We start from the raw sequence: 20,291 nt of genomic DNA, 5'->3' as shown, positions 1-20,291 counted from the left end.
CTATTTGACAGACTCTTTTTGCCTGTTTGGGTATTGCAATTAGGGCATATCTGACTGGTGTAGTCTTTATCTACCTTAAGAAAATAGACATCTCTTTTCCAACAAACATAAGCCAAGATGTTGAAGAATTGACCGAAACTAGCATCCTTAGTATGCTTGCCAAACAAACCTTTAGCCCATGCTTTAAAGTTGATATCTTCAACAAATATCATGCCAGCTTTGTCACATAAATGATGAGCCAGTTTAAAATGCCAGTCCTTTCTAGTGTCGTGAATTTTTTGATAAATTCTAGCTATTTTAGCTTGAAGTTTTTGCCAATTATTAGACCCTTTCTTTTTGTTTTTTAACTTTCTTTGCAGCGATTTAAGCTTGCCATGAAGTTGATTAAAAAACCGAGGTCTTTTGACTAATTCTCCCTCGCTAGTAGCTAAATAAGAATCAAGCCCAATATCCACCCCTAATGGATAGCCCTGTATAGAGGTTTCAGGAACATTAACCCCTAACTGATAGATTAACTGTACAAAGTACCCTGAAGCTCGTTTAACTACCCTAATTTGTTTCAAGAGAAACCCATTACTGATAGGGCGAGACATCCTCATATTAACTTTCCCTATTTTGGGAAGTTTCACCCATCCATCACCCACCCATTCTTGCTTCACTGATGGGTAGAGAAAACTTCTCATTTTCTTTTTAAAGCGAGGAAAACCAAAACCTCTTTCCCACATATTGACAAAAGCAGCCTCTAAAGTTCTTAATGTTTGCTGTAGGACTTGAGAATGAGGTTCTTTTAATTTAGGATAGGTTTTTTTGGCTTCTGTTAAAGACTTACATTGAGAATTGTAGGTAGGTCTAGAAGTATCTGGACTAATGATATATTCAGAATGAATCGAACAAGCATTGATAGGAGACTTGCGACTATTAACCCAATCTTTTCGCTCTTGAAGTGCATAGTTATAAATTTTCCTGCACGTTTCAAGATACATCTCAATCAATTGGACTTGAGACTTTTTAGGCTTGAGCTTAAAATCGTAGGTCATTGTTATCATTTTATTATCATAACATACTTAGTAAACAGCATGACGTTTATTAAGAAATATTCACGGGCAATAAATTACCCGTGTTGCGCCACATCTCCCACTTGAAAGAGGGGAGCTTTGCGCTGCCCGTGTTGCTTGGTATAATTTTTTCTCTTGTTGTTAATAGTTTAGGAACAGCATTTCTATCTTAACACCTTGTCCAGTTTCTGGGGTACATTATATAAAGAGCCACAAACAAATAAATTCTTTAAGCTATTTTTAAGGTTTTTTTCAGAAAACTTTCAGGAAATCTTGAGTTAATCAGAATTAACATTGAAACAAGAATAGGATTATTTTTAGTTTAAATCCTCTAACTTACTTGTGTTTTTCTTTCAAAGTTTATGAAAACATCGATCCCCAAAAAAGTCAGTCAATCTTCTATTTTCGTTAGATTGAGTCGTTTGACCTACCATTATCGTTTTATCGTAATCGCAATTTGGGGGCTATTATTACTAATAAGTTTAGCCACTGCGCCCCATCTAGATAAAGTTCTCCAAGGTGTCATTACCACCTATGATGCAGGAGAAGCACTTCAAGCCGAACAATTATTACAAAAAGAGCTTTCTATTAATTCAGATTTTTTAACTTTAGTTTTTGAAAGTAGAGATGAGAGTCCTCTCTCTGAACATCAAACTGAAATCGAAAAACAACTATCCCAAATTCATCATTTATCGACTGTTAAGGATAATACAATAGAGACTAAAAATCCCGAATATTTAAGTAAAGATGGACGCACTGGTTACAACACTATTGAATTAACCGTTAAAGGAACTGAAGTCTATTCTGTTATCTCAGAGATTCAAAAAATTCTCACCAATGATCAAAACAATAATTTAAAAACTTATTTAACAGGAAAGGACGTTTTTGATTATGAAGATCACCGGATTAGTGAAAAAGACTTAGTTCGTGCTGAAGTCTTAGCCTTACCCTTAACACTGATTGCCTTGTTATTTGTCTTTGGTTCAGTGGTAGCTGCTACCTTACCAGTGGCGATGGCCATTATGACTGTTTCAATTAGTTCCGGTCTATTGTATCTATTAGCCTTACAGATGGAGATTTCCATCTTTGCCCTCAATTTAACCACCATGTTAGGACTAGGGATAGGGATCGATTTTACCCTTGTCATGGTGAGTCGTTTTCGAGAAGAATTAACCAAGGGTTCTATCGAACAAGCTGTAATCCAAACAGTAGATACAGCAGGAAGGGCTGTCTTTTTCTCTGGGTTAACCACCTGTATTGGGTTAGTCTGCTTAATGTTATTTCCCATTTCTCTTTTACAATCATTAGGAGTAGCTGGGGCTGTAGTCGTGTTTCTTTCCATCGCTGCTGCTTTAACCTTAGTCCCAGCTTTATTGTCGGTTTTAGGTTTCTCAATTAATCGTTGGTGTATTATCAATCCTCGTCATGGGAGTCAAGGGTTTTGGGGGAGTTTTGCTCGTCGTGTGATTCGTCATAGCATTTTGGCCACAGTTCTAGTTTTAATGGTGGTAACAGTAATGATTTCGCCCTTTTTTGATGCTCGTTGGGGGCTAGGGGGAATCAAAACCTTACCCAGTGATGTTGAGGCGCGACAAGGAGTTGAGGTGTTAGAAAAAGCTTTTGGGGTGGGAGAAACGGCTCCGATTTTAGTAGCAATTCGTTCGACTAATCCTAATGCACCTATTTTATCAGAAGATAATATTGCCATTCTTTATAACTTAGTGGAAACATGGCAAAGCGATGCTCGCGTTGCAGAGGTAAGAAGTCTTTTTAATATTCGGCCGCAACTTGATGTGAAAGATTATCAAAGACTTTATAAGAACCTAGAATTATTGCCTGCCCCCTTCGTAGATAAAATCAAACAGTTTAGCAATGAGTCCACAACTGTGATTAGTATTAAGAGTAAGACAGATAGTAATGCACCGACTTCTTTTGAATTAGTCAAAGATTTGCAAAATTTTAATCATGAAGGGTTACAAATTCTTGTTGGTGGGCAAATTTCCCGTAGCCTAGATACGATTAATATTGTTATGAATCGCTTTCCCTTGGTTTTAGCAACAATGATGATTGTCACATTTATTGCGCTGACAATTCTTTTTCAATCAGTGATTTTGCCGATTAAAGCTATATTTTTGAATCTGATGTCTATTAGTGCTTCTTTTGGGGCATTAATTTTTGTTTTTCAACAGGGAAATTTCAAGAGTTTTCTCAATTTTACTCCGGTTGGCTACATCGATATCCTATTACCCATAGTGATGTTTTGTATCCTGTTTGGTCTTTCAATGGATTATGAAGTTTTTCTATTGACACGAATGAAGGAAGCTTATGATAAAACAGGAAATAATCATGGCAGTATTGTAGAGGGCTTGGAAAAAACAGGAAGAATTATTACCAGTGCAGCTTTATTAATGTTTATCGTTACAGGGGCATTTGCCTTTAGCGATCTAATTTTTATTAAAGCATTAGGGTTAGGAATTGCTATTTCAGTTGTACTTGATTCTACCTTGATTCGGGCTGTTCTCGTTCCAGCGAGCATGAAGCTAATGGGAAAATGGAATTGGTGGGCTCCTGAGTTTTTACGTCTTAAGCGCATTCAATGGCGATTGGATTAGTATATCTCTAATTCATTAGTTAAATGTCACTCCAAGATGTGTACATAATCATAACACTTACTTATTAAAAAGATGAAAAAGTTACAACAAATCCCCTCCCCCATCAAGTCAGAGGAAGGTTCTCATTGGAACTTAAAAAAAACATCATTATCTGAGCAAGATTATTTCTCTAACGAAGAACAATTACCAAATGAATCATTAACGGTCAAAGCCTATGAATATTACTGTCGTCCAGAATTGATACGCCTTCTCAAAACAGTGAACTTAGATGCGGTTTATGAACGTGGAGAGGGAGATTTTCTTTGGCAACGACAAGGCAAGCAACTGGTTAAAATTTTAGATTTAGTTGGAGGATATGGAGCGAATCTCTTTGGACATCATCATCCAGAATTAGTAGCAAAAGCGCAACAGTTTTTTGTAAATCAGATCCCCTTTCTTGCCCAAGGTTCTTGTCGTTCAGGAGCCGCTCAATTAGGGGAAAGATTAAGTCTATTAGTTGGAGATTACATAACAATTTTTACCAACTCAGGAGCGGAAACCATTGAAGCAGCCATAAGACATCTCTATCTCGAACGAAAACGTCCAATTTTTTGGGCAGTTAAAGGGTCTTTTCATGGAAAAACTTTGGGAGCCATTCAGTTAAGTGGGCCGGAAAAAGAAGTCAATCAAACATTTGGGCTACAAGTTCGTTATCTCGATCCCTATGATCCTCATGGTTGGGCAACGATGAGCAAGGAAGTTTCTCAAGTCGCTGCTATTTTTCTTGAACCCATTCAAGGGGAAGGTGGTATTAAGGAACATCCCCAGGCATTTATTGACTGGTTAGTGGAGATCGCTCAAGTTAATAATATTCCTTTAGTGAGTGATGAAATTCAAACAGGAATGGGACGGACAGGAACCTTTTTAGCCTCTGAGTCTCTAGGAATCGAACCTGATTATATTTGTTTATCGAAAGCACTGGGAGGGGGTTTGGCCAAAATTGGAGCTTTGATGATTAAGCGAGATCGCTTTATTCCTGACTTTTCTATCAAACAAACTTCTACCTTTGCAGAAGATGATCTGAGTTGTTTAATTGCCCTCAAAGCATTAGAAATCCTGGAACGGGATCATTTGCCTGAACGTTGTGCTAAGGTTGGGGCTAATTTTTTAGAGGCTTTAGAAGAATTAAAAACTCGTTTTCCTCAGGAAATTAAAGCGGTACGAGGTAAAGGGTTAATGATAGGAGTTGAACTCTATGACCAATCAGAGTCCCTCTCTAATGGGTTGCGAATGTTTTCTCAAAATGGATACTTTGGTTATCTCGCAGCCGCATATTTACTTCATGTTCATCAGATTAGGGTTATGCCAACCTTAAGTCAACCCCTCACTCTCAGAATTCAGCCATCTGCTTACATTCGTGAGTCAGAACTTAATCGATTCATAAAGGCACTAGCTTGTTTCTGTCAAGCCGTTAAAGAGTTAGATCTAGTTCATCTGACGGCTTTTCAAGTAGGATTGCCTTCTGGTAAAATCACACCTTTAAAATTTCCCCTTTCTTTGAAGCAAGAAAAGCCCCGAACTCAGCGTCGTGTCGCTTTTTTGGGACATCTGATTCAGTCTGAGCATGGGGTTTTGTGTGATGCTTCTTTAGCAGCATTAGAGCCTAAATTACTAGAAGCTTATTTAGCGAAAACTTCATCTGTGATGGGGCCAACTGTTCTTGATCGCGTTCATGTCTGTTCCCAAACGGGAGACGAGGTTCATTTAAGTTTTATGGGATTAAATTTAACCTCTCAACAAATTAAGCATCAGTTAGAAAGAAGACAAACAGATTCGATTATGCAGAAGATTGAATCGGCCGTAATTATGGCCAAAGAACAAGGCTGTGAAGTTGTGGGTTTGGGGGGTTATACGTCTATTGTCTCTCGCAACTGTCGTCGTATAAAAACCCCTGATATTGGGTTAACAACTGGCAATGCTTTGACCGTTGGTATGGGAATTTTGGCGCTGAAACAGGCAGCCCAACAACGGAAGATTAGTTTATCTCAAGCGAGTTTGGCTGTTGTCGGCGCAACGGGGAATATTGCTTCTACTTATGCTGTTATGATGGCTCCCTACGTCAAAAAAATTGTTTTGATGGTTCGTTATCTTAATTCTCCTAAGTTGAAAGCTGTGATCGCTAAAATTAGGGAAATAGCACCGGATGTTGCGATTCAAGCTACGGATAACTTCAATGATTTACGTTCTTCTTCTTTAATTGTCTCAGCCTCTAATGCGGCTCAATCGTTGATCTATGCAGAACATTTAGGGCAGCAGCCCGTGGTCATTTGCGATCTTTCTGTTCCTGCGGATGTTCATTCGTCTGTTCATCATGAGCGGCCTGATATTTTAGTCATTCAAGGGGGTATTGTTCGTCTTCCTTCTAATAAAGATTTTGTGATTAGTGGTATTCCCCTCCAAGCGGGTCATGCATTTGCTTGTTTGAGTGAAACGTTACTCATGGGTCTTGAAGGGATTAAGTCTCATGGTTCCTATGGAATGATTACTCCTGAAAGAGTCAACTGGGCGTTATCAATGGCGCACAAACATGGGTTTACCTTGGGAGGCTTTTATTTTAACCAAAAATCCTAGTGCTAAAGTTCGGATCTATTTCTTTTGCCGTAGCGCAATAGTATTTTCGATTGAAGATCATTTCTTAAAACAAGAGCCATTTCTTTTATGACCTATTCATATAAACTTTATCATTCCATTCAAGAAATCAATTTACAGGACTGGGAACGAATTCTTACTCAACATAAGAGAAAAGTGTTTATGGATGCTCGTTTTTTATTAACGCTCGAAAAATCTATGAGCCAGTTCAGTAAGTTTTGGTATCTAATTTTTTATGATCAAGAAAAAAATCCTCAGGCTTGTTCCGTTGTATCTACTTTTATAACCGATCTAACAATTTTAAGTGACAAAAATGTCAAAAAATATCTATCTTTATTCCGAAAACTTCTGCCCAGTTTTTTTTCTACTAAAATTTTATTTTGTGGACTGCCAATTTCCTTAGGACAAAATCACTTAATAATGTCTACAGAAGCCAATTCTGGAGAAATTATTAACTTACTCGATAATTTTCTAAAAAAGTTGGCTATTAAAGAAAAAGCTAATTTAATTGTTTATAAAGAGTTTAATTCTTCTGAGTGTCAGCAGCTTGATATTTTATCAAACCTAGGCTTTTCTCGTGCTTATAGTCTCCCTATGAATCATTTTAACCCTAATTTTGTTGACTTCAATGATTACTATCATAGCCTGAGAGCCAACTATCGTAAAGAAATTAGAAAATCAAGAAATAAATTTAAAAAGGCAGGATTTCATTTTATTGATGTGCAAGAATCTGAAAAAATACTAGAGCTATACACATCAGAAGTTCATCAGCTATACGAAGCTATTGTCGATAAATCAAAAACTAAATTAGAAATTTTACCAATTACTTTTTTTCAGGAATTAGTGATGAACTTTCCCGGACAAGCTTGTTTGACCTTAGCTTATAATGACAGTGAAATAATTGGCTTTATGTTTTCCCTTTATCATGAAGCTATTTTCTACTGTTTATTTTGTGGATTAAATTTTAAGTTTAATGCCGAATCCGATCTATATTTTAATTTAGCTTATAGGTCTTTAGAAAAAGCTTTAACATTTGATTTATTAGATATTGAAGTTGGTCAAACAGCCGATGTATTTAAAGCTAGATTAGGTTGTTATCAAAAACCCTTATATATATATGTAAAAGGAGTAGGCTTTGTTTTTTATTGGTTAGTCAGGCTGCTTTTCAAGTCTCTTTTTCCCATTCCATTACCAGTCCCTTCATACAAAGTCTTTGTCAGTTGACGGGGTGACAAGAGTTGGAAAAGGTTCACTGTGAGGACTTTAGAGATAAGCGATCACTCTTCAAAATGAATTTGACCCGACAGCTAAACAGTACAAATATTCTATGTAGATGAGAAAATGTCTAATTGTTAGAAATGGACAGTATTAAAGTCTCTTTATTTATGAAGAAAAAAGATAGAAAACTATCATTTATTGAATCTTCTTCTTTTTAGGAAGAGGTTATACTTTTGACTTTTGTGCGATAGCGCCGGAACGGAGTGAGGAACTTCTAACTTTTTACTTGTGAACCACCTTACCTTTCATCTAACCACTTATTTAAACTATTTAAGTCCGTAAACTCAAATAAAGCAAGAGATAAATCATCTAATTGACTAGAAGATAATTCTTTTATTTTTTGTTCAGTTGCTAAAGAAATATTACCTAATTTTAGATTAAGTTGACGTAAAATTAAACTTTGTTGACCTCTTTTTTCTCCTGCTTCTCCTTCGGATTTTATTCTTTCTTCTGGGGTTAAATAACGTTCACCATTCTCATCGTACCAATATAACCATTCTCTTTCAATTCCTTGATAAAGTCCTATTTCTTTCCCTATTCCTAAATTTAATTCTGATAACCAGATGGGTTCACCTTGTAATAATTCATATTTTCCATTATTGAATTGATAAACTTCTAATGTGGGTTTTCTTTTACGCAAAGGATTATAAATAACATAATATAACACTCCCATTTCTGCATAAAAATCTTTCTTTTTTGTATATTCTTTTCTCCGTTTATGAGAAACCACTTCTAATACTAAAAGAGGAATCTTTTGTTCTTCCCATAATACATAAGATAACCGTAAATCTTCATCAATAATACGAGGAACCCCAACACTTAAAAAACCATCAGGGACAATAGCAGGTTGATAAGGATCATAATAAATACCCATATCCACCCCAAAATACCAATCTTGTCTTTTGTCCCAAATTAATGCCAGAATAGCTTCTAAAAGTCCAGGAATTAAGTGTTGTAATTGATTATCTACAGGTGTATCATCAGAGTCCGGTAAATCTTCAGCAGAGGGAAGACAATGCTTAGGATTATAGTTTAATAACATGGCATTATTGTGAGTTATTTAAGTCTCGTAGGGGCTTAATAATATTAAGCCCGAAAAAAATTGTTTATGCAACAAAAATTTTCTTAAAAAGGAATGGGATCATCAACGTCATCTGTAGGTGAAGTTGATGTTTGTGGTGACTCATCGAGATCGTAGTTATTTTGAGGAAAACTACTATCTTTTTGTTGAGATGATTTAGCAGCATCAAAAGGGACTACATTACCAGTTGAAGAAGAACTAGCTACACCATCCACAGGATAAAAGCGAGAAATGACCAATTCTGCACGTTTTTCCTTAAACCCTTCCTTCCGTTCAAATGTATTCATGGATAAACGGCCTTCCAGAATTAAGCGATCGCCTTCGGTGCAGGTTTCTTTCATCTGCGTTGCTAAACCACCCCATCCCACTACTTTGAGGGTAGCAGGAGGATCTTCGCTTCGTCTACCTTCAAACTCGACTAACATTTGTGCAACTTCTGTTTGATTATCTGAAGTGTAGCGTAATTCAGGATTCTGAATGACTTTCGCCATCAACACGCAACTATTCATTTATTTAATTTCCAAGATCAACGGTATTACTATTTTATCATTTTGCCCTCTTCTGACATTCCCACAACCTCCAATTTTCAATCATAATAATAAAGAAAGCATTTAACGCAAGGAGCATTGATGATTAGTATTGATTTAGCTTTAAAATACACTCCCCTTCCCATTTCTGTACAACGCAAAGAAGTTGAAGATGCACAAGCACTTTATGATCAAATTGTCAATGCCATGAAATCAGGCACTTCTCAGTTAATTGAGTTAACTTGTGAGAAACAAACAGAGAAAAAAGTTGCTGTAATGAGCGATCAAATCAGTGCTGTCATCCTATCACAAAAAGATGGTAGTGCAGCAGCAGGAAGAGTTCCTGGTTTCTTTGCCCTAGCTGACGCAGAATAGGGTAAAAGGCAAAGGGAAAAGAGATATTTTCTTATCTTCTTTTTTCCTTCGGCCTACAAAATATTTTAATTTGGTGTATCAAAACTTAACCCAGTATTGCCTTACCTATAGTGTTGAGTTTGTCGGCGAAAAGCTAAAATCATGTTAGAATTGGGGATGAATTAAGGAGAGGTGGCAGAGTGGTCGAACGCGCCCGACTTGAAATCGGGTTTGGTTAATAGCCAACGTGGGTTCGAATCCCACCCTCTCCGCTTTTTGAAGTCAGAAGTCAGAAGTCAGAAGTTGTCTATCCCTAGCATAAGGATAGGCAACTTCCTAAGTATTATTATCCTTTTCCTTCAACCAACTAAACAGCCTGGGGTTGACTTTGGGGTTGGAACTGGAACAGAGAATAAACCACATTGCGACGGATATCGATCATCATCTCGAGGAACATTTCGTACCCTTCCTGTTTATATTCGATGAGAGGATCTTTTTGTCCGTAACCTCGTAAACCAATAGACTCCCGTAGAGCATCCATTGACTGTAAATGTTCACGCCATAGGGTGTCTATCTGTTGCAGAATAAAGAAGCGTTCTGCTTCTCGCATCAAACCAGCACGAACTTTATCCACTTGGTCTTCTTTAATATCATAAGCTTTACGAGCTTCTTCGTGGAGAAAGATTTTCATCTCTGGGACGGTCATATCTTCCATATCTTGAGCGGTCATATCTTCGAGAAGATAGACAAACTCTTTGACCTTACTCACTAAGTTTTCTACATCCCATTCTTCGGGAGGTAACTCGGGGTTAACATAAGCATCGACAATTTCATCCATTGTCTTCTCGGCGTATTGTAGCACTTGTTCTTTGAGGTCTAAACCTTCGAGTACCCGTCGACGTTCGGCATAAATGGCCCGTCTTTGGTTATTCATTACCTCGTCGTACTCAAATACCTGTTTCCGAGTGTCATAGTAGAAAGTTTCTACTTTTTTCTGGGCCCCTTCTAGGGAACGGGTCAACATTTTGGACTCGATAGGCATATCTTCTTCAACGCGGAAGGCATTCATTAACCCGGCCACACGATCGCCCCCAAAAATTCTTAAGAGGTTATCTTCTAAACTGAGGAAAAATTTAGTTGATCCGGGGTCTCCTTGTCGTCCGGCCCGTCCCCGTAACTGGTTATCAATACGACGGGACTCGTGACGTTCGGTAGCAATAACATGGAGTCCTCCGTTTTCTACCACTTCTTCCTGTTCTTTGTCGGTAAATGCGTCGTATTCTTTGCGAATGGCTTTATAGACTTCCCGCAATTTTTCAATCACTGGGTCTTCTGTGGGAGCATTTTCCGAGGCGATCGCAATTTTTTCTTCGGCTTCTAGTTCGGATAAGCTTTGCTGTCCGTATTGATCGACGGCAAATTTTACTGCTGCTTTGATCAGGTTTTCAGTTTCTGGGGAGAGTTGGGTTGGAAAAATATCGGCTGAGGGTTGCCATTTTTTCTTTTTACTATCCTTTCCAAAGCCTTGGGGACGACGACTACCATTACCTCCTGTTCCTGCTGCCATTAGGTTATCGTCTTCTGGCATAACAATTTGAGGCATAAGATATTCCCGAATTTTTAGCCTGGCCATATAGTCGGAGTTACCGCCTAAAATAATGTCGGTTCCTCGTCCTGCCATATTGGTGGCAATGGTAACAGCTTGTTTACGTCCTGCTTGAGCAACAATTTCTGATTCTCTTTCTACGTTTTCGGGACGAGCGTTGAGAATGTTATGGGGAATGTTACTTTCTTGTAAGAGGTTAGAAATGACTTCTGATTTTTCAACGCTGGTAGTACCAACCAGAATGGGACGGCCTTGTTCGTGTAGTTCTTCTACTTCTGATGCTACGGCTTTCCATTTGGCTATTTCGTTCTTATAAACTACGTCAGCGTAGTCGTAGCGTTGGGGAGGACGGTTTGTAGGAACGATTGTTACTTGCAGGTTATAGACTTTTTCTAGTTCGGTTTCTTCGGTTTTTGCGGTTCCGGTCATCCCTGAGAGTTTGTTGTACAACAGGAAGAAGTTTTGATAGGTAATGGTGGCTAGAGTTTGGGTTTCTTTTTGGATGGGAACTCCTTCTTTAGCTTCGATGGCCTGGTGTAGTCCATCACTCCAGCGTCTTCCGGCTAAGACACGACCGGTAAATTCATCGACGATGACTACTTCTTTATTTTTGACTATGTAATTAACGTCTTTGGTGAATAATTCTTTGGCTTTGATGGCGTTAAAAATATAGTGGGCCCAGGGGTTTTCTTGATCGTAAAGATCGGTCACTTTTAATAATTGTTCTGCCTTTTCAAAGCCTTGATCTGTCATCAAAACGTTACGAGCTTTTTCATCTACTTCGTAGTCTTTGGGATCTTCTTCGTCTTCTTGTAGTTCTAAGTTTTTGGCAATTTCAGCAGCTTGAATATATTTTTCCGTGGGTCGTTCTACTTGACCGGAAATAATTAAAGGTGTACGAGCTTCATCGATTAAAATTGAGTCAACTTCGTCGATTATGCAATAATTAGGGGGTCTTTGTACAACTTCAGCCATTGCGGTGGCCATGTTGTCCCGTAAATAGTCAAATCCTAGTTCGCTGTTGGTGGTATAGGTAACGTCACAAGCATAATTTTTTTTACGTTCTTCTGGGTTCATTCCTGACTGGATAAGTCCCACGGTTAAACCCAGAAAACGATGGACTTGACCCATCCATTCTGCGTCCCTACGGGCTAAATAGTCGTTAACTGTAACAATATGAACCCCTTTGCCGGTGAGTCCGTTAAGATATGCCGGCAGGGTCGCAACGAGGGTTTTTCCTTCCCCTGTCTTCATCTCGGCTATTTGTCCTTGATGGAGTACCATTCCCCCTAATAACTGTACGTCAAAGTGACGCATTCCTAAGACTCGTTTTCCGGCCTCTCGGACAACTGCAAAGGCTTCTGGGAGAATTTCCTCTAAAATATCCTCTAGTTCTTCATCGTTGTTGGCTTTATCCAACATTTCACGAAATTCAACGGTTTTTTTCCTCAGTTGTTCGTCGGATAATTGCTGAATATCTTCTTCGAGTAAGTTGATTTCTGCAACGATGGGTTGTAATTTTTTGATTTTACGGGTGTTAGGATCGCCAAATAGAGCTTTAAGCATAAGGTATCGTTTTATTCTTTATTCTAGTTTATATGGTAGGTTGTATCATCTGATTCTCTTATTATCCTCAATTTTGTCTTGATTGCAGTTTTGCTTTTACTCAAAGATTGCTTTAACTTATCTTTTTTTATTAATGTATGATTTATTTTAATATATTTTTTTGCTTAATCTAACTTCATGAAAAAAGAGTTTTTGCCGATTTTCCGAAAATTTGCCTGAAAATGAAGACTTGTATTTTTGTAAATTTTCAGATATACTGTTTTTGGAATAGAGTAGGCTTGCTGTAAGTAAAAATAACACCAAATTTAAGTGAAGTCTCTGTTTTGCCTATTTATAACCCTGTTGAGCATCAAAGTAAGTGCAACAAGGCCAGTGAGATAATATGTAATTCTTATGTTCTAGTCAATAATTTTTGTAAACTGAGCTTGACAAATTATGAGTATTTGATGGGTATTTTTGACAAATTATCTTAGACTATAGATGTTTATATTGTAGGGGTCAACGGCCGTTAAACAGTAGTTTAGGAAATTGGGCTTAATTATAATCAAAATGATTAAAAACAAACCATTTTTGATAGTTATTTTGACAATTACGTTTTGTTTCTCTTTGCTTATACTAGGTTTAAGATCAAAGAAAGAGAATATTTATCGTTTAGTTTATGGAGTATTTATGAACAGTTTTATTGCTCAATTTCAACATAACACATATCAAAAAAATTACTACATTAACAACATGATAGACCTTCAACAACAAACTTGTTCTAGTGAAAATATTGTCTTCTTGGGAGACAGTTTAACAGAGTATGGAGAATGGAAAAAACTGTTCAACAATGAGCAAATCATAAATCAGGGAATTGGTGGAGATACCACAGCAGGAGTATTAAATAGAATTGATGAAACTATTATAACTCAACCGAAGAAAATTTTTATCATGATTGGAGTTAATGATTTAGGCAATGAAAGAATAACGGTAGATGAAATCATTATGAACTATAAAAAAATTCTCACCTTATTTCAAGAACAAACCCCAGAAACAGAAGTTTATATTCAAAGTGTACTGCCTATCAATAACCGAGATTATAACTCCATTGTTAATAATCAAGATGTGATAAATGTGAACGAGCAGTTAAAAAAATTAGCCAGACAATTTAAGTATCAATATATCGATCTTCATCGTTATTTTATTGATGAAGAAAATCAATTAAAGCCAAAATATACAAATGATGGAGTTCATCTCAATGAGCAAGGGTATAATCTTTGGGCTGAAAAAATATATTTTTCCTTAGGAAGTTAATTAGATTCCTAGTTCCTTTATTCATTATCCATTATTAAACTGTGAACTGTGAACTCTGCTGTGTTTAATTGAACTTTGCCAATATCCTGTTTCCATTTCTAAAGGTATTTGATTATGTTTTTTTAGGACTATTTGAACTGCCTGATAAGCTTCAGGCAATTTGTCAAAAGGAATTGCAGGAAAAGCATGGTGAATTGAGTGATAGGGAAGACCTCCCATTAACCAATTAACCCAATTCCCGATATTTTTAACAGCAAATAGACAGTCTCTAATTGTAAAAAAATCAAAATTATTCACAAGATGAAGTAGGTAAAATATCTTTAATTTGTTGATATTGAGATAAATAGTTTTCCAGTAGGGCAAACTGAGACGAATTTAAACGATAATAGATCCAACGACCTTTTTGACGGGACTTAACTAACTGAGCATCCTTAAGATTTTTCAAGTGAAAAGAAAGCTTAGATTGATTAATCTCTAATTTTTCACAAAGATCACAAACACATAATTCTTGGGTTTTTAGTAAAGACAAAACTTGCAGACGAATGGGATCAGATAAAGCCCGAAACCCTAATAAAATAGTAGATGAACTGTTAGAAGTTGCTATTACCATCAATAAATAGTCAAAATAAGTCTATTCTATTTATCATAAAACAATAGGAAACAACTGTTAACTGCTCACTGAATAACCGAACTAAATGACTCGTCAACGCTCAAAATCCGATTTACCCACAAAAATATGTCCCGTTTGTGGCCGTCCCTTTACATGGCGCAAAAAATGGGCCAAATGTTGGGATGATGTTAAGTATTGCTCCGAAAGATGTCGCCGAAGACGCTCTCAAATACAGGATAACAACTCATGACTACAACCCAACCCAAACTTATCATTCATGGTGGTGCTAGTTCCCTAAATGATAAAGGGGGTTTAGCCAAAGTGCGTCCCATCCTCCACAATATCGTCACCGAAGTTTATCAATTATTGAACGATGGAGGAACAGCAGTAGATGCAGTGGTTAGGGGTTGTCAGTTACTAGAAAATGAACCCAGTTTCAACGCCGGAACCGGTTCGGTGTTACAATCCGATGGACAAATTCGTATGAGTGCATCCCTCATGGAAGGGTTTAATCAAACTTTTAGCGGTGTCATTAATATTTCCCGTGTCAAAAACCCCATCAACTTGGCCAAATATTTGCAAGATGAAAGCGATCGCATTCTTTCGGATATGGGGGCAATGGAATTGGCCAGAGAATTAAATATCCCAATTTATGACCCCTTAACAGAGTTTCGGGCCAAGGAATGGATAGAGGAGTGGAAAGAGGATTTTCAGAGTAATATGGGGCGTTTATTCGCCAGTAAAGAGTCGAATGAAGCACGACGGGGAACTATTGGTGTGGTTGCGTTGGATAGTCAGGGTAAAATTGCGGCCGGTACTTCTACGGGAGGAAAGGGTTTAGAAAGAATTGGCCGGGTGAGTGATTCAGCGATGCCGGCTGGTAATTATGCTACCGCAGACACAGGGGTAAGTTGTACCGGTGTGGGGGAAGATATTATTAACGAATGTTTCGCTGCACGGGTGGTTATTCGTGTGGGAGATGGTTTATCTTTGCCCGATGCGATGCAAAAATCGATGGCAGAGTCTAAAAAACGCGATCGAGATTTAGGTGCGATCGCTTTGGATCATAATGGTGTGATAAGTTGGGGCAAAACCAGCGAAGTTTTACTGGCAGCTTATCATAATGGTTCAACTATTGGGGATACTTTAGAATGGCAAACAGAGGAATTAATGGGTTATTGTTAGATTTTTGAGCAAAATCGGTTTCCTTGATACTTAAACTTCTCAAAAGTTGGGGTAGTTCACTAATTGATCTTTGTGAGTCTAATCACTGCGTCTTCATATTTTTGCTGACTATACTGTGAACTATCAGGGTTTCGACTTGGCACAATGCTATTTTGTGACGTTCTCCTTTCGGTAAGCTGACGCTATACCGAGGGCTTCCCCACCTCACGGATAGGGCTTCCTGTTTCGCAGGGAATGCAACCACTTAACCCTCCGCAGGCAGAGACTATGAGACTCACCGTCTTTTTGTACCGAACAATTCTGTAATCATCTAGTTCCCTCAATACTTTTACCGTTTCACGGGTTAACTAGAAATTCTGAATTGAACCTAATAGTCTTTGTTGTTTTTATGGTGCGCACAGGCGCGTATTACAGACTCTCTTAATAAAATTATGTTAACACATAAAGGCACACAATGACCAGGAATAAACGGATAGTCGTTCGAGTTAATCAAGATGAATATGAAAAAATCAACGGATACGCTAAAAGCAAAGATTTATCTGTTGCTGAGATCATTCGAGATTACATTAAACGCTTACCCAAAAACCCTGATTAAATGGATGCTTCCCAGTTTATTTATTGGTCGGTAATTCTCGTCCCCCTAACATCCCTATAGAGGGACGAGAATTACCAACATTTAAGTTGGATGAGGATTTAAAAGGTTGACCTCCAGATCGCACTCTGAAAGGGTGGTGATTCCTAAACCTCACAATTTAGGTTTCTGGTTCGTTCACCCTTGCATACCATAGTTTAAAGTTTAAGCGTCTTACACAGATTCCACAGACTTTTATCCCATTTCAGAGATACGTCCCGACAGCCCATCAGTATGACTCAGGCAAAGCTTTTTGTACTTGTTGCTGGATATTTTACCTGTACAAGCATTTGTGTACAGAACTTCTTATAGCCAGTTTTTAAGGTGCTTTTGCCCACTGCGTGGTTTTTCCCTTTAGGTATGTTCTTACTATATCACAATTAATGTCAAGCCATCCTTAAGGAGGGGGTTTCATACCCAATTTTTCGATGAAAGTTACAAATCTAACCTTAAACTGTAATGCTCTTATGAACTTATTTCTCAATATTGTTCAACAAGAGTTAGAACGTTTATTATTGAATTCAAATGAACAAAAAATAATTTACATTCAAGCTACAGATGATGGTAATATTATGGTCTCTGACCTGTACCAAAATCAAGTTTGTTCTCCCGTCAAATTAATAAAAACCCTTAAGAATACTAAGTCAATATCTTTTAAAGAGTACGCACTTAATAATTTTTGGAATATCTTATCACAATGTCAACCATAATATTAATTATCGTATTAAACAAAATCGTTAGAACACATAAATTTTTGTTTTAGGGAACAGGCAACAGAAATAAATAAAATGTCATAACATTAATTAGTATCAAATTACTATCTAGATACCATTAAAATTTAATGAATATAATTTTTTCTACTTTTCACTAGAACCTATGACGTACTGTCCGTGAATATTAACCATGTAAGGAACACAATAAGTTAACAGTCCAGAAAGCCAACGATCTCGGGTCATTTTTCCCTCCATAAGGGCTTTTCCATGATTAATAGTAAACAAAATTGAACCCACGACTAAAGCAACTTTAATTGCCATTTTACTCAATTTTTTGTCAAATAAAGCTTTTAAAAAACCCAACCAAAATTTCATTATTTTTGTCCAGAAATCAACCCAAAACGAATTAAACCCCGTTCATAACCTCGACTCATCAACCCTAATGATAATGCCCCTTCTACGGTTTGCCAACCACTGTTTAATAACCCTGAGATCGCTTCTAAATTTAAAGCCGAGTCTATGACAATATCCCAAAAAGGTGCCACTTCCATCGACCAATCATCTACTTTAAGATTACTGAAACCGCAGTTTTTAGCAATAGTTTCGTATTCCGGTAAAGAGATAACATAAGGCAAATAATAAACCCGATAAATTTCTTCTAAATGTTGTTTTTCATCTTCCGTTAATTCCCCTGCCCAAGAATTAGTAGGACGATGACACCAAGTTGCACAAATAAAAGTTCCACCTGGTTTTAATACCCGATAACATTCTTGAAAAAATTTCGTTTTATCCGGCATATGTTCCCCACTTTCTAAAGACCATACCAGGTCAAAATTATCGTCTGGAAAGGGCATATTTAGGGCATCAGCCACCTGAAACTGTGCTGTTTCTTCTAATTTGACCTCACTAGCTCTTTCCGTGGCTCTATTTGCCTGTACAGAAGATAGGGTAATTCCTGTTGCTTTGGTGTTAAATTTTTCAGCTAAATAGAGGGTACTTCCTCCAATACCACACCCTACATCAACTAAGTTAGAAACCTCTTTAATATTAGCCCAAATTAATAGTTCTTCGATTAAATCAATTTGTGCTTGACGACGATCAACTTTATAGTTGCCTCCTCTTCCATAGTAACCGTGGTGCATATGTTCACCCCAAATTTTTTCCCATAAATTACTGGAAGTGTCATAAAATTTAGCGATATTTTCTGATAGGTTGGATGTGTTAGTCATTATGTTTATTTTATATTTATTTTAACAGTTAGAAATTGAAGCAACATTATGATGAACTTCGTTTAATAATCGATAGGAAATTCTAAATAATTCTTGACCAGTATGTAAATGAGAGTCATCATAATTACAAGAAAACCATTCTAACTCTTCAATTCCATCCGCAATATGATTTAAACAATAGTAAAGAATAGCTGCTATTTTAGCTAGTTTCGGAGGGTTAGGTTGCCCTGAAAATATACTTTTTGCTTGTTGTAAATCATGACGAGAACAACGAACATAATCTTGAAAAACAGCCATTAATTCATCATCAAAAGGGTCGGCAGCTAAATCATCAATTTGCTTATTTAAACGGGATAAAATCCCCGAAATTAAGCGATCAATGGGACGATAAACAGTTTTCAACCATTGATCAATTAAACCAACAGAAACTTGTTCAGCAGCGCGACAATTATGATAATAAGACTGGGCTTGGGCTGTCCTCTCTTGTCGTCGAAAAGAAGGATAATTAGGAATCAACTGCTGATCGTAGGTTTGTCGTCTTTGAGGGTCGCCTAAAACCTCATAAGCAGCATTAATGCGGATAATTTGTTCATGATTAGCCGTTTCCCGTCGACTATCAGGGTGAAACCGTTTAGCCAAACGGCGATACGCCTGTTTAATTTCCGTTTGACTGGCAGTCTGGCTAATTTGGAGGATATGATAATGATTCGTAGATTTCATGACAGTCTAAGGAATGAGGACAGCAACCAACCCTTTCTTAATGAACCATGGCCAGTTGAGGCGGTTCTACATCTTGGAAAAGAGGTGTACTTAAGTAACGTTCTCCAAAACTGGGTTGAATCATTACGATCAGTTTACCGATATTTTCGGGTCTTTGACCAACTTTGATGGCAGCGCATAAAGCTGCCCCTGTAGAAATACCGGATAATAGCCCTTCTTCCTTGGCTAACCGTCGGCCATAACTCATGGCCTCGTCATCGGTGACTGTGACAACTTCATCGATCAATTCTACTTTCAACACCCCAGGTACAAAACCGGCACCAATGCCTTGTATTTTGTGTCCTCCGGGGCTTCCTCCTGATAAAACGGGGCTGGTAGTGGGTTCAACTGCGATGGCCTGAAAACTGGCTTTTTTCTGCTTAATTACTTCAGCTACACCGGTAAGGGTTCCCCCGGTTCCAACACCAGCGATCAAAAAATCTACCCGTCCATCGGTATCTTCCCAAATTTCTTCGGCAGTGGTTAAACGGTGAATTTCGGGGTTAGCTGGATTGTTGAATTGTTGCAACATATAGGCGTTGGGCAGGGTTTCTACTAACTCCTGGGCCCGACGAATACAACCACTCATCCCTTCGCTACCTGGGGTTAATTCTAATTGTGCGCCGTAAGCTTTTAACATGGCCCGACGTTCCTGACTCATGGTTTCGGGCATGGTTAAAATTAACTTGTATCCTTTGGCTGCTGCTGCCATTGCTAGGGCAATACCTGTATTACCGGAAGTGGGTTCAACTAAGAGGGTTTTACCTGGAATAATTAATCCTTCTTTTTCGGCTGCATTAATCATATTTACGCCAATTCTATCTTTGACGGATGCGGCCGGGTTCATTCCTTCTAATTTGACGACAATCTGCGCTTTACAGCCTTCTGCTTGGGGAATACGATTTAATTGGACAAGGGGAGTGTGACCAATTAATTCAGTAATATTGTGAGCAATTTTCATCTGGTTTGTTTTGGTATACTTAATGACTTATTCTTTGGTTGTATCCCCTTATTGCTCACTTAATCCGTATTTTTACAGTTTTTTTAGAGTTTCAAAAACTAATGACGTGATAACTGCTCACTGCTCACTCATTTTAATGATCTTCCCATCTTTAATTTAAAAGAAATATTAGCATCATTTTTAGTTTTAAGTTAACAATGTTT

18 protein-coding genes and 1 tRNA gene are annotated in these 20,291 nt (G+C 37.6%); 9 read left to right on the top strand and 10 right to left on the bottom strand.

From position 1 onward, the window contains the following. Positions 1-1,037 (bottom strand): transposase (locus QNJ66_RS19805; RefSeq protein ID WP_300510057.1); only part of this gene is annotated, 1,037 nt, incomplete at its 3' end. A gap of 380 nt (positions 1,038-1,417) precedes the next feature. Between QNJ66_RS19805 and QNJ66_RS19800 the strand changes: the two genes are divergently transcribed. The 3 genes from QNJ66_RS19800 (at position 1,418) to QNJ66_RS19790 (ending at position 7,519) form a co-directional block, all read left to right on the top strand. Next, positions 1,418-3,667, top strand: a complete 2,250-nt coding sequence (locus tag QNJ66_RS19800) for an MMPL family transporter (protein WP_300510055.1) — start codon at positions 1,418-1,420, stop codon at positions 3,665-3,667. A 72-nt stretch (positions 3,668-3,739) separates the two neighbouring features. After that, positions 3,740-6,277 carry an aminotransferase class III-fold pyridoxal phosphate-dependent enzyme gene (locus tag QNJ66_RS19795; RefSeq protein ID WP_300510054.1) on the top strand — a complete coding sequence of 846 codons (2,538 nt, stop codon included), beginning with the start codon at positions 3,740-3,742 and terminating at the stop codon, positions 6,275-6,277. Between the two features lie 87 nt (positions 6,278-6,364). Next, complete coding sequence (locus tag QNJ66_RS19790) at positions 6,365-7,519, top strand: GNAT family N-acetyltransferase (protein WP_300510053.1); 1,155 nt, start codon at positions 6,365-6,367, stop codon at positions 7,517-7,519. 292 nt (positions 7,520-7,811) lie between these two features. Here QNJ66_RS19790 and QNJ66_RS19785 read toward each other — a convergent pair whose 3' ends face one another. Both QNJ66_RS19785 and QNJ66_RS19780 read right to left on the bottom strand, forming a co-directional pair. After that, positions 7,812-8,615 (bottom strand): DUF4351 domain-containing protein, encoded by an 804-nt coding sequence (locus QNJ66_RS19785; RefSeq protein WP_300510051.1) that lies wholly within the window; start codon positions 8,613-8,615, stop codon positions 7,812-7,814. A gap of 83 nt (positions 8,616-8,698) precedes the next feature. Continuing rightward, complete coding sequence (locus QNJ66_RS19780; RefSeq protein ID WP_300510048.1) at positions 8,699-9,163, bottom strand: single-stranded DNA-binding protein; 465 nt, start codon at positions 9,161-9,163, stop codon at positions 8,699-8,701. A 120-nt stretch (positions 9,164-9,283) separates the two neighbouring features. Here QNJ66_RS19780 and QNJ66_RS19775 point away from each other — a divergent pair, with 120 nt between their 5' ends. Together QNJ66_RS19775 and QNJ66_RS19770 are read left to right on the top strand one after the other, a co-directional pair. Continuing rightward, positions 9,284-9,556, top strand: a complete 273-nt coding sequence (locus QNJ66_RS19775; RefSeq protein WP_300510046.1) for a hypothetical protein — start codon at positions 9,284-9,286, stop codon at positions 9,554-9,556. Between the two features lie 165 nt (positions 9,557-9,721). Beyond that, a tRNA-Ser gene (locus tag QNJ66_RS19770) sits at positions 9,722-9,807 on the top strand. Positions 9,808-9,902: 95 nt separating this feature from the next. On the opposite strand, the gene secA is transcribed toward QNJ66_RS19770, so the two are convergent. Then, complete coding sequence (gene secA, locus QNJ66_RS19765) at positions 9,903-12,707, bottom strand: preprotein translocase subunit SecA (RefSeq protein ID WP_300510045.1); 2,805 nt, start codon at positions 12,705-12,707, stop codon at positions 9,903-9,905. A gap of 669 nt (positions 12,708-13,376) precedes the next feature. Between secA and QNJ66_RS19760 the strand changes: the two genes are divergently transcribed. Continuing rightward, on the top strand, positions 13,377-14,000 hold the full coding sequence (locus QNJ66_RS19760; RefSeq protein WP_300510044.1) for a GDSL-type esterase/lipase family protein: 624 nt from the start codon (positions 13,377-13,379) through the stop codon (positions 13,998-14,000). A 24-nt stretch (positions 14,001-14,024) separates the two neighbouring features. On the opposite strand, the gene QNJ66_RS26250 is transcribed toward QNJ66_RS19760, so the two are convergent. Further along, positions 14,025-14,297 carry a fatty acid desaturase gene (locus tag QNJ66_RS26250; RefSeq protein WP_366146297.1) on the bottom strand — a complete coding sequence of 91 codons (273 nt, stop codon included), beginning with the start codon at positions 14,295-14,297 and terminating at the stop codon, positions 14,025-14,027. After that, a complete protein-coding gene (locus QNJ66_RS19755; RefSeq protein WP_300510043.1) occupies positions 14,290-14,610 on the bottom strand; it encodes a metalloregulator ArsR/SmtB family transcription factor in 321 nt (106 codons plus the stop codon). The genes QNJ66_RS26250 and QNJ66_RS19755 overlap by 8 nt, the downstream gene beginning before the upstream one ends. Positions 14,611-14,695: 85 nt before the next feature. On the opposite strand from QNJ66_RS19755, the gene QNJ66_RS19750 reads away from it, so the two are divergent. From QNJ66_RS19750 to QNJ66_RS19740, 3 genes are all read left to right on the top strand, one after another. Further along, complete coding sequence (locus tag QNJ66_RS19750) at positions 14,696-14,860, top strand: DUF2256 domain-containing protein (protein ID WP_300510041.1); 165 nt, start codon at positions 14,696-14,698, stop codon at positions 14,858-14,860. Further along, positions 14,857-15,795: an isoaspartyl peptidase/L-asparaginase gene (locus QNJ66_RS19745; RefSeq protein ID WP_300510039.1), complete on the top strand. Its 939-nt coding sequence runs from the start codon at positions 14,857-14,859 to the stop codon at positions 15,793-15,795. The genes QNJ66_RS19750 and QNJ66_RS19745 overlap by 4 nt, the downstream gene beginning before the upstream one ends. A gap of 454 nt (positions 15,796-16,249) precedes the next feature. Further along, complete coding sequence (locus QNJ66_RS19740) at positions 16,250-16,390, top strand: DNA-binding protein (RefSeq protein ID WP_300510037.1); 141 nt, start codon at positions 16,250-16,252, stop codon at positions 16,388-16,390. An 893-nt stretch (positions 16,391-17,283) separates the two neighbouring features. Here QNJ66_RS19740 and nrtS read toward each other — a convergent pair. From nrtS to cysK, 4 genes are read right to left on the bottom strand one after another with little or no spacing between them, the layout of a single operon-like run. Continuing rightward, entirely contained in the window at positions 17,284-17,514 is a 231-nt protein-coding gene (gene nrtS / locus QNJ66_RS19735) for a nitrate/nitrite transporter NrtS (RefSeq protein WP_300510035.1), read from the bottom strand. Continuing rightward, positions 17,514-18,368 carry a methyltransferase domain-containing protein gene (locus QNJ66_RS19730; protein ID WP_300510033.1) on the bottom strand — a complete coding sequence of 285 codons (855 nt, stop codon included), beginning with the start codon at positions 18,366-18,368 and terminating at the stop codon, positions 17,514-17,516. Before QNJ66_RS19730 ends, nrtS begins: the two co-directional genes overlap by 1 nt. Before the next feature lie 21 nt (positions 18,369-18,389). Then, positions 18,390-19,088, bottom strand: coding sequence for a J domain-containing protein (locus tag QNJ66_RS19725; protein WP_300510031.1), 699 nt, complete (start codon positions 19,086-19,088; stop codon positions 18,390-18,392). Positions 19,089-19,125: 37 nt separating this feature from the next. Continuing rightward, the gene (cysK, locus tag QNJ66_RS19720) at positions 19,126-20,088 is read right to left on the bottom strand and encodes a cysteine synthase A (RefSeq protein ID WP_300510029.1); all 963 of its coding nucleotides are present in this window, start codon (positions 20,086-20,088) and stop codon (positions 19,126-19,128) included. Positions 20,089-20,291: the final 203 nt, after the last annotated feature.

The organism is Crocosphaera sp. (assembly GCF_030064895.1).
Lineage (GTDB): Bacteria > Cyanobacteriota > Cyanobacteriia > Cyanobacteriales > Microcystaceae > Crocosphaera.
This window is presented reverse-complemented; position numbering and strand designations above follow the sequence as displayed.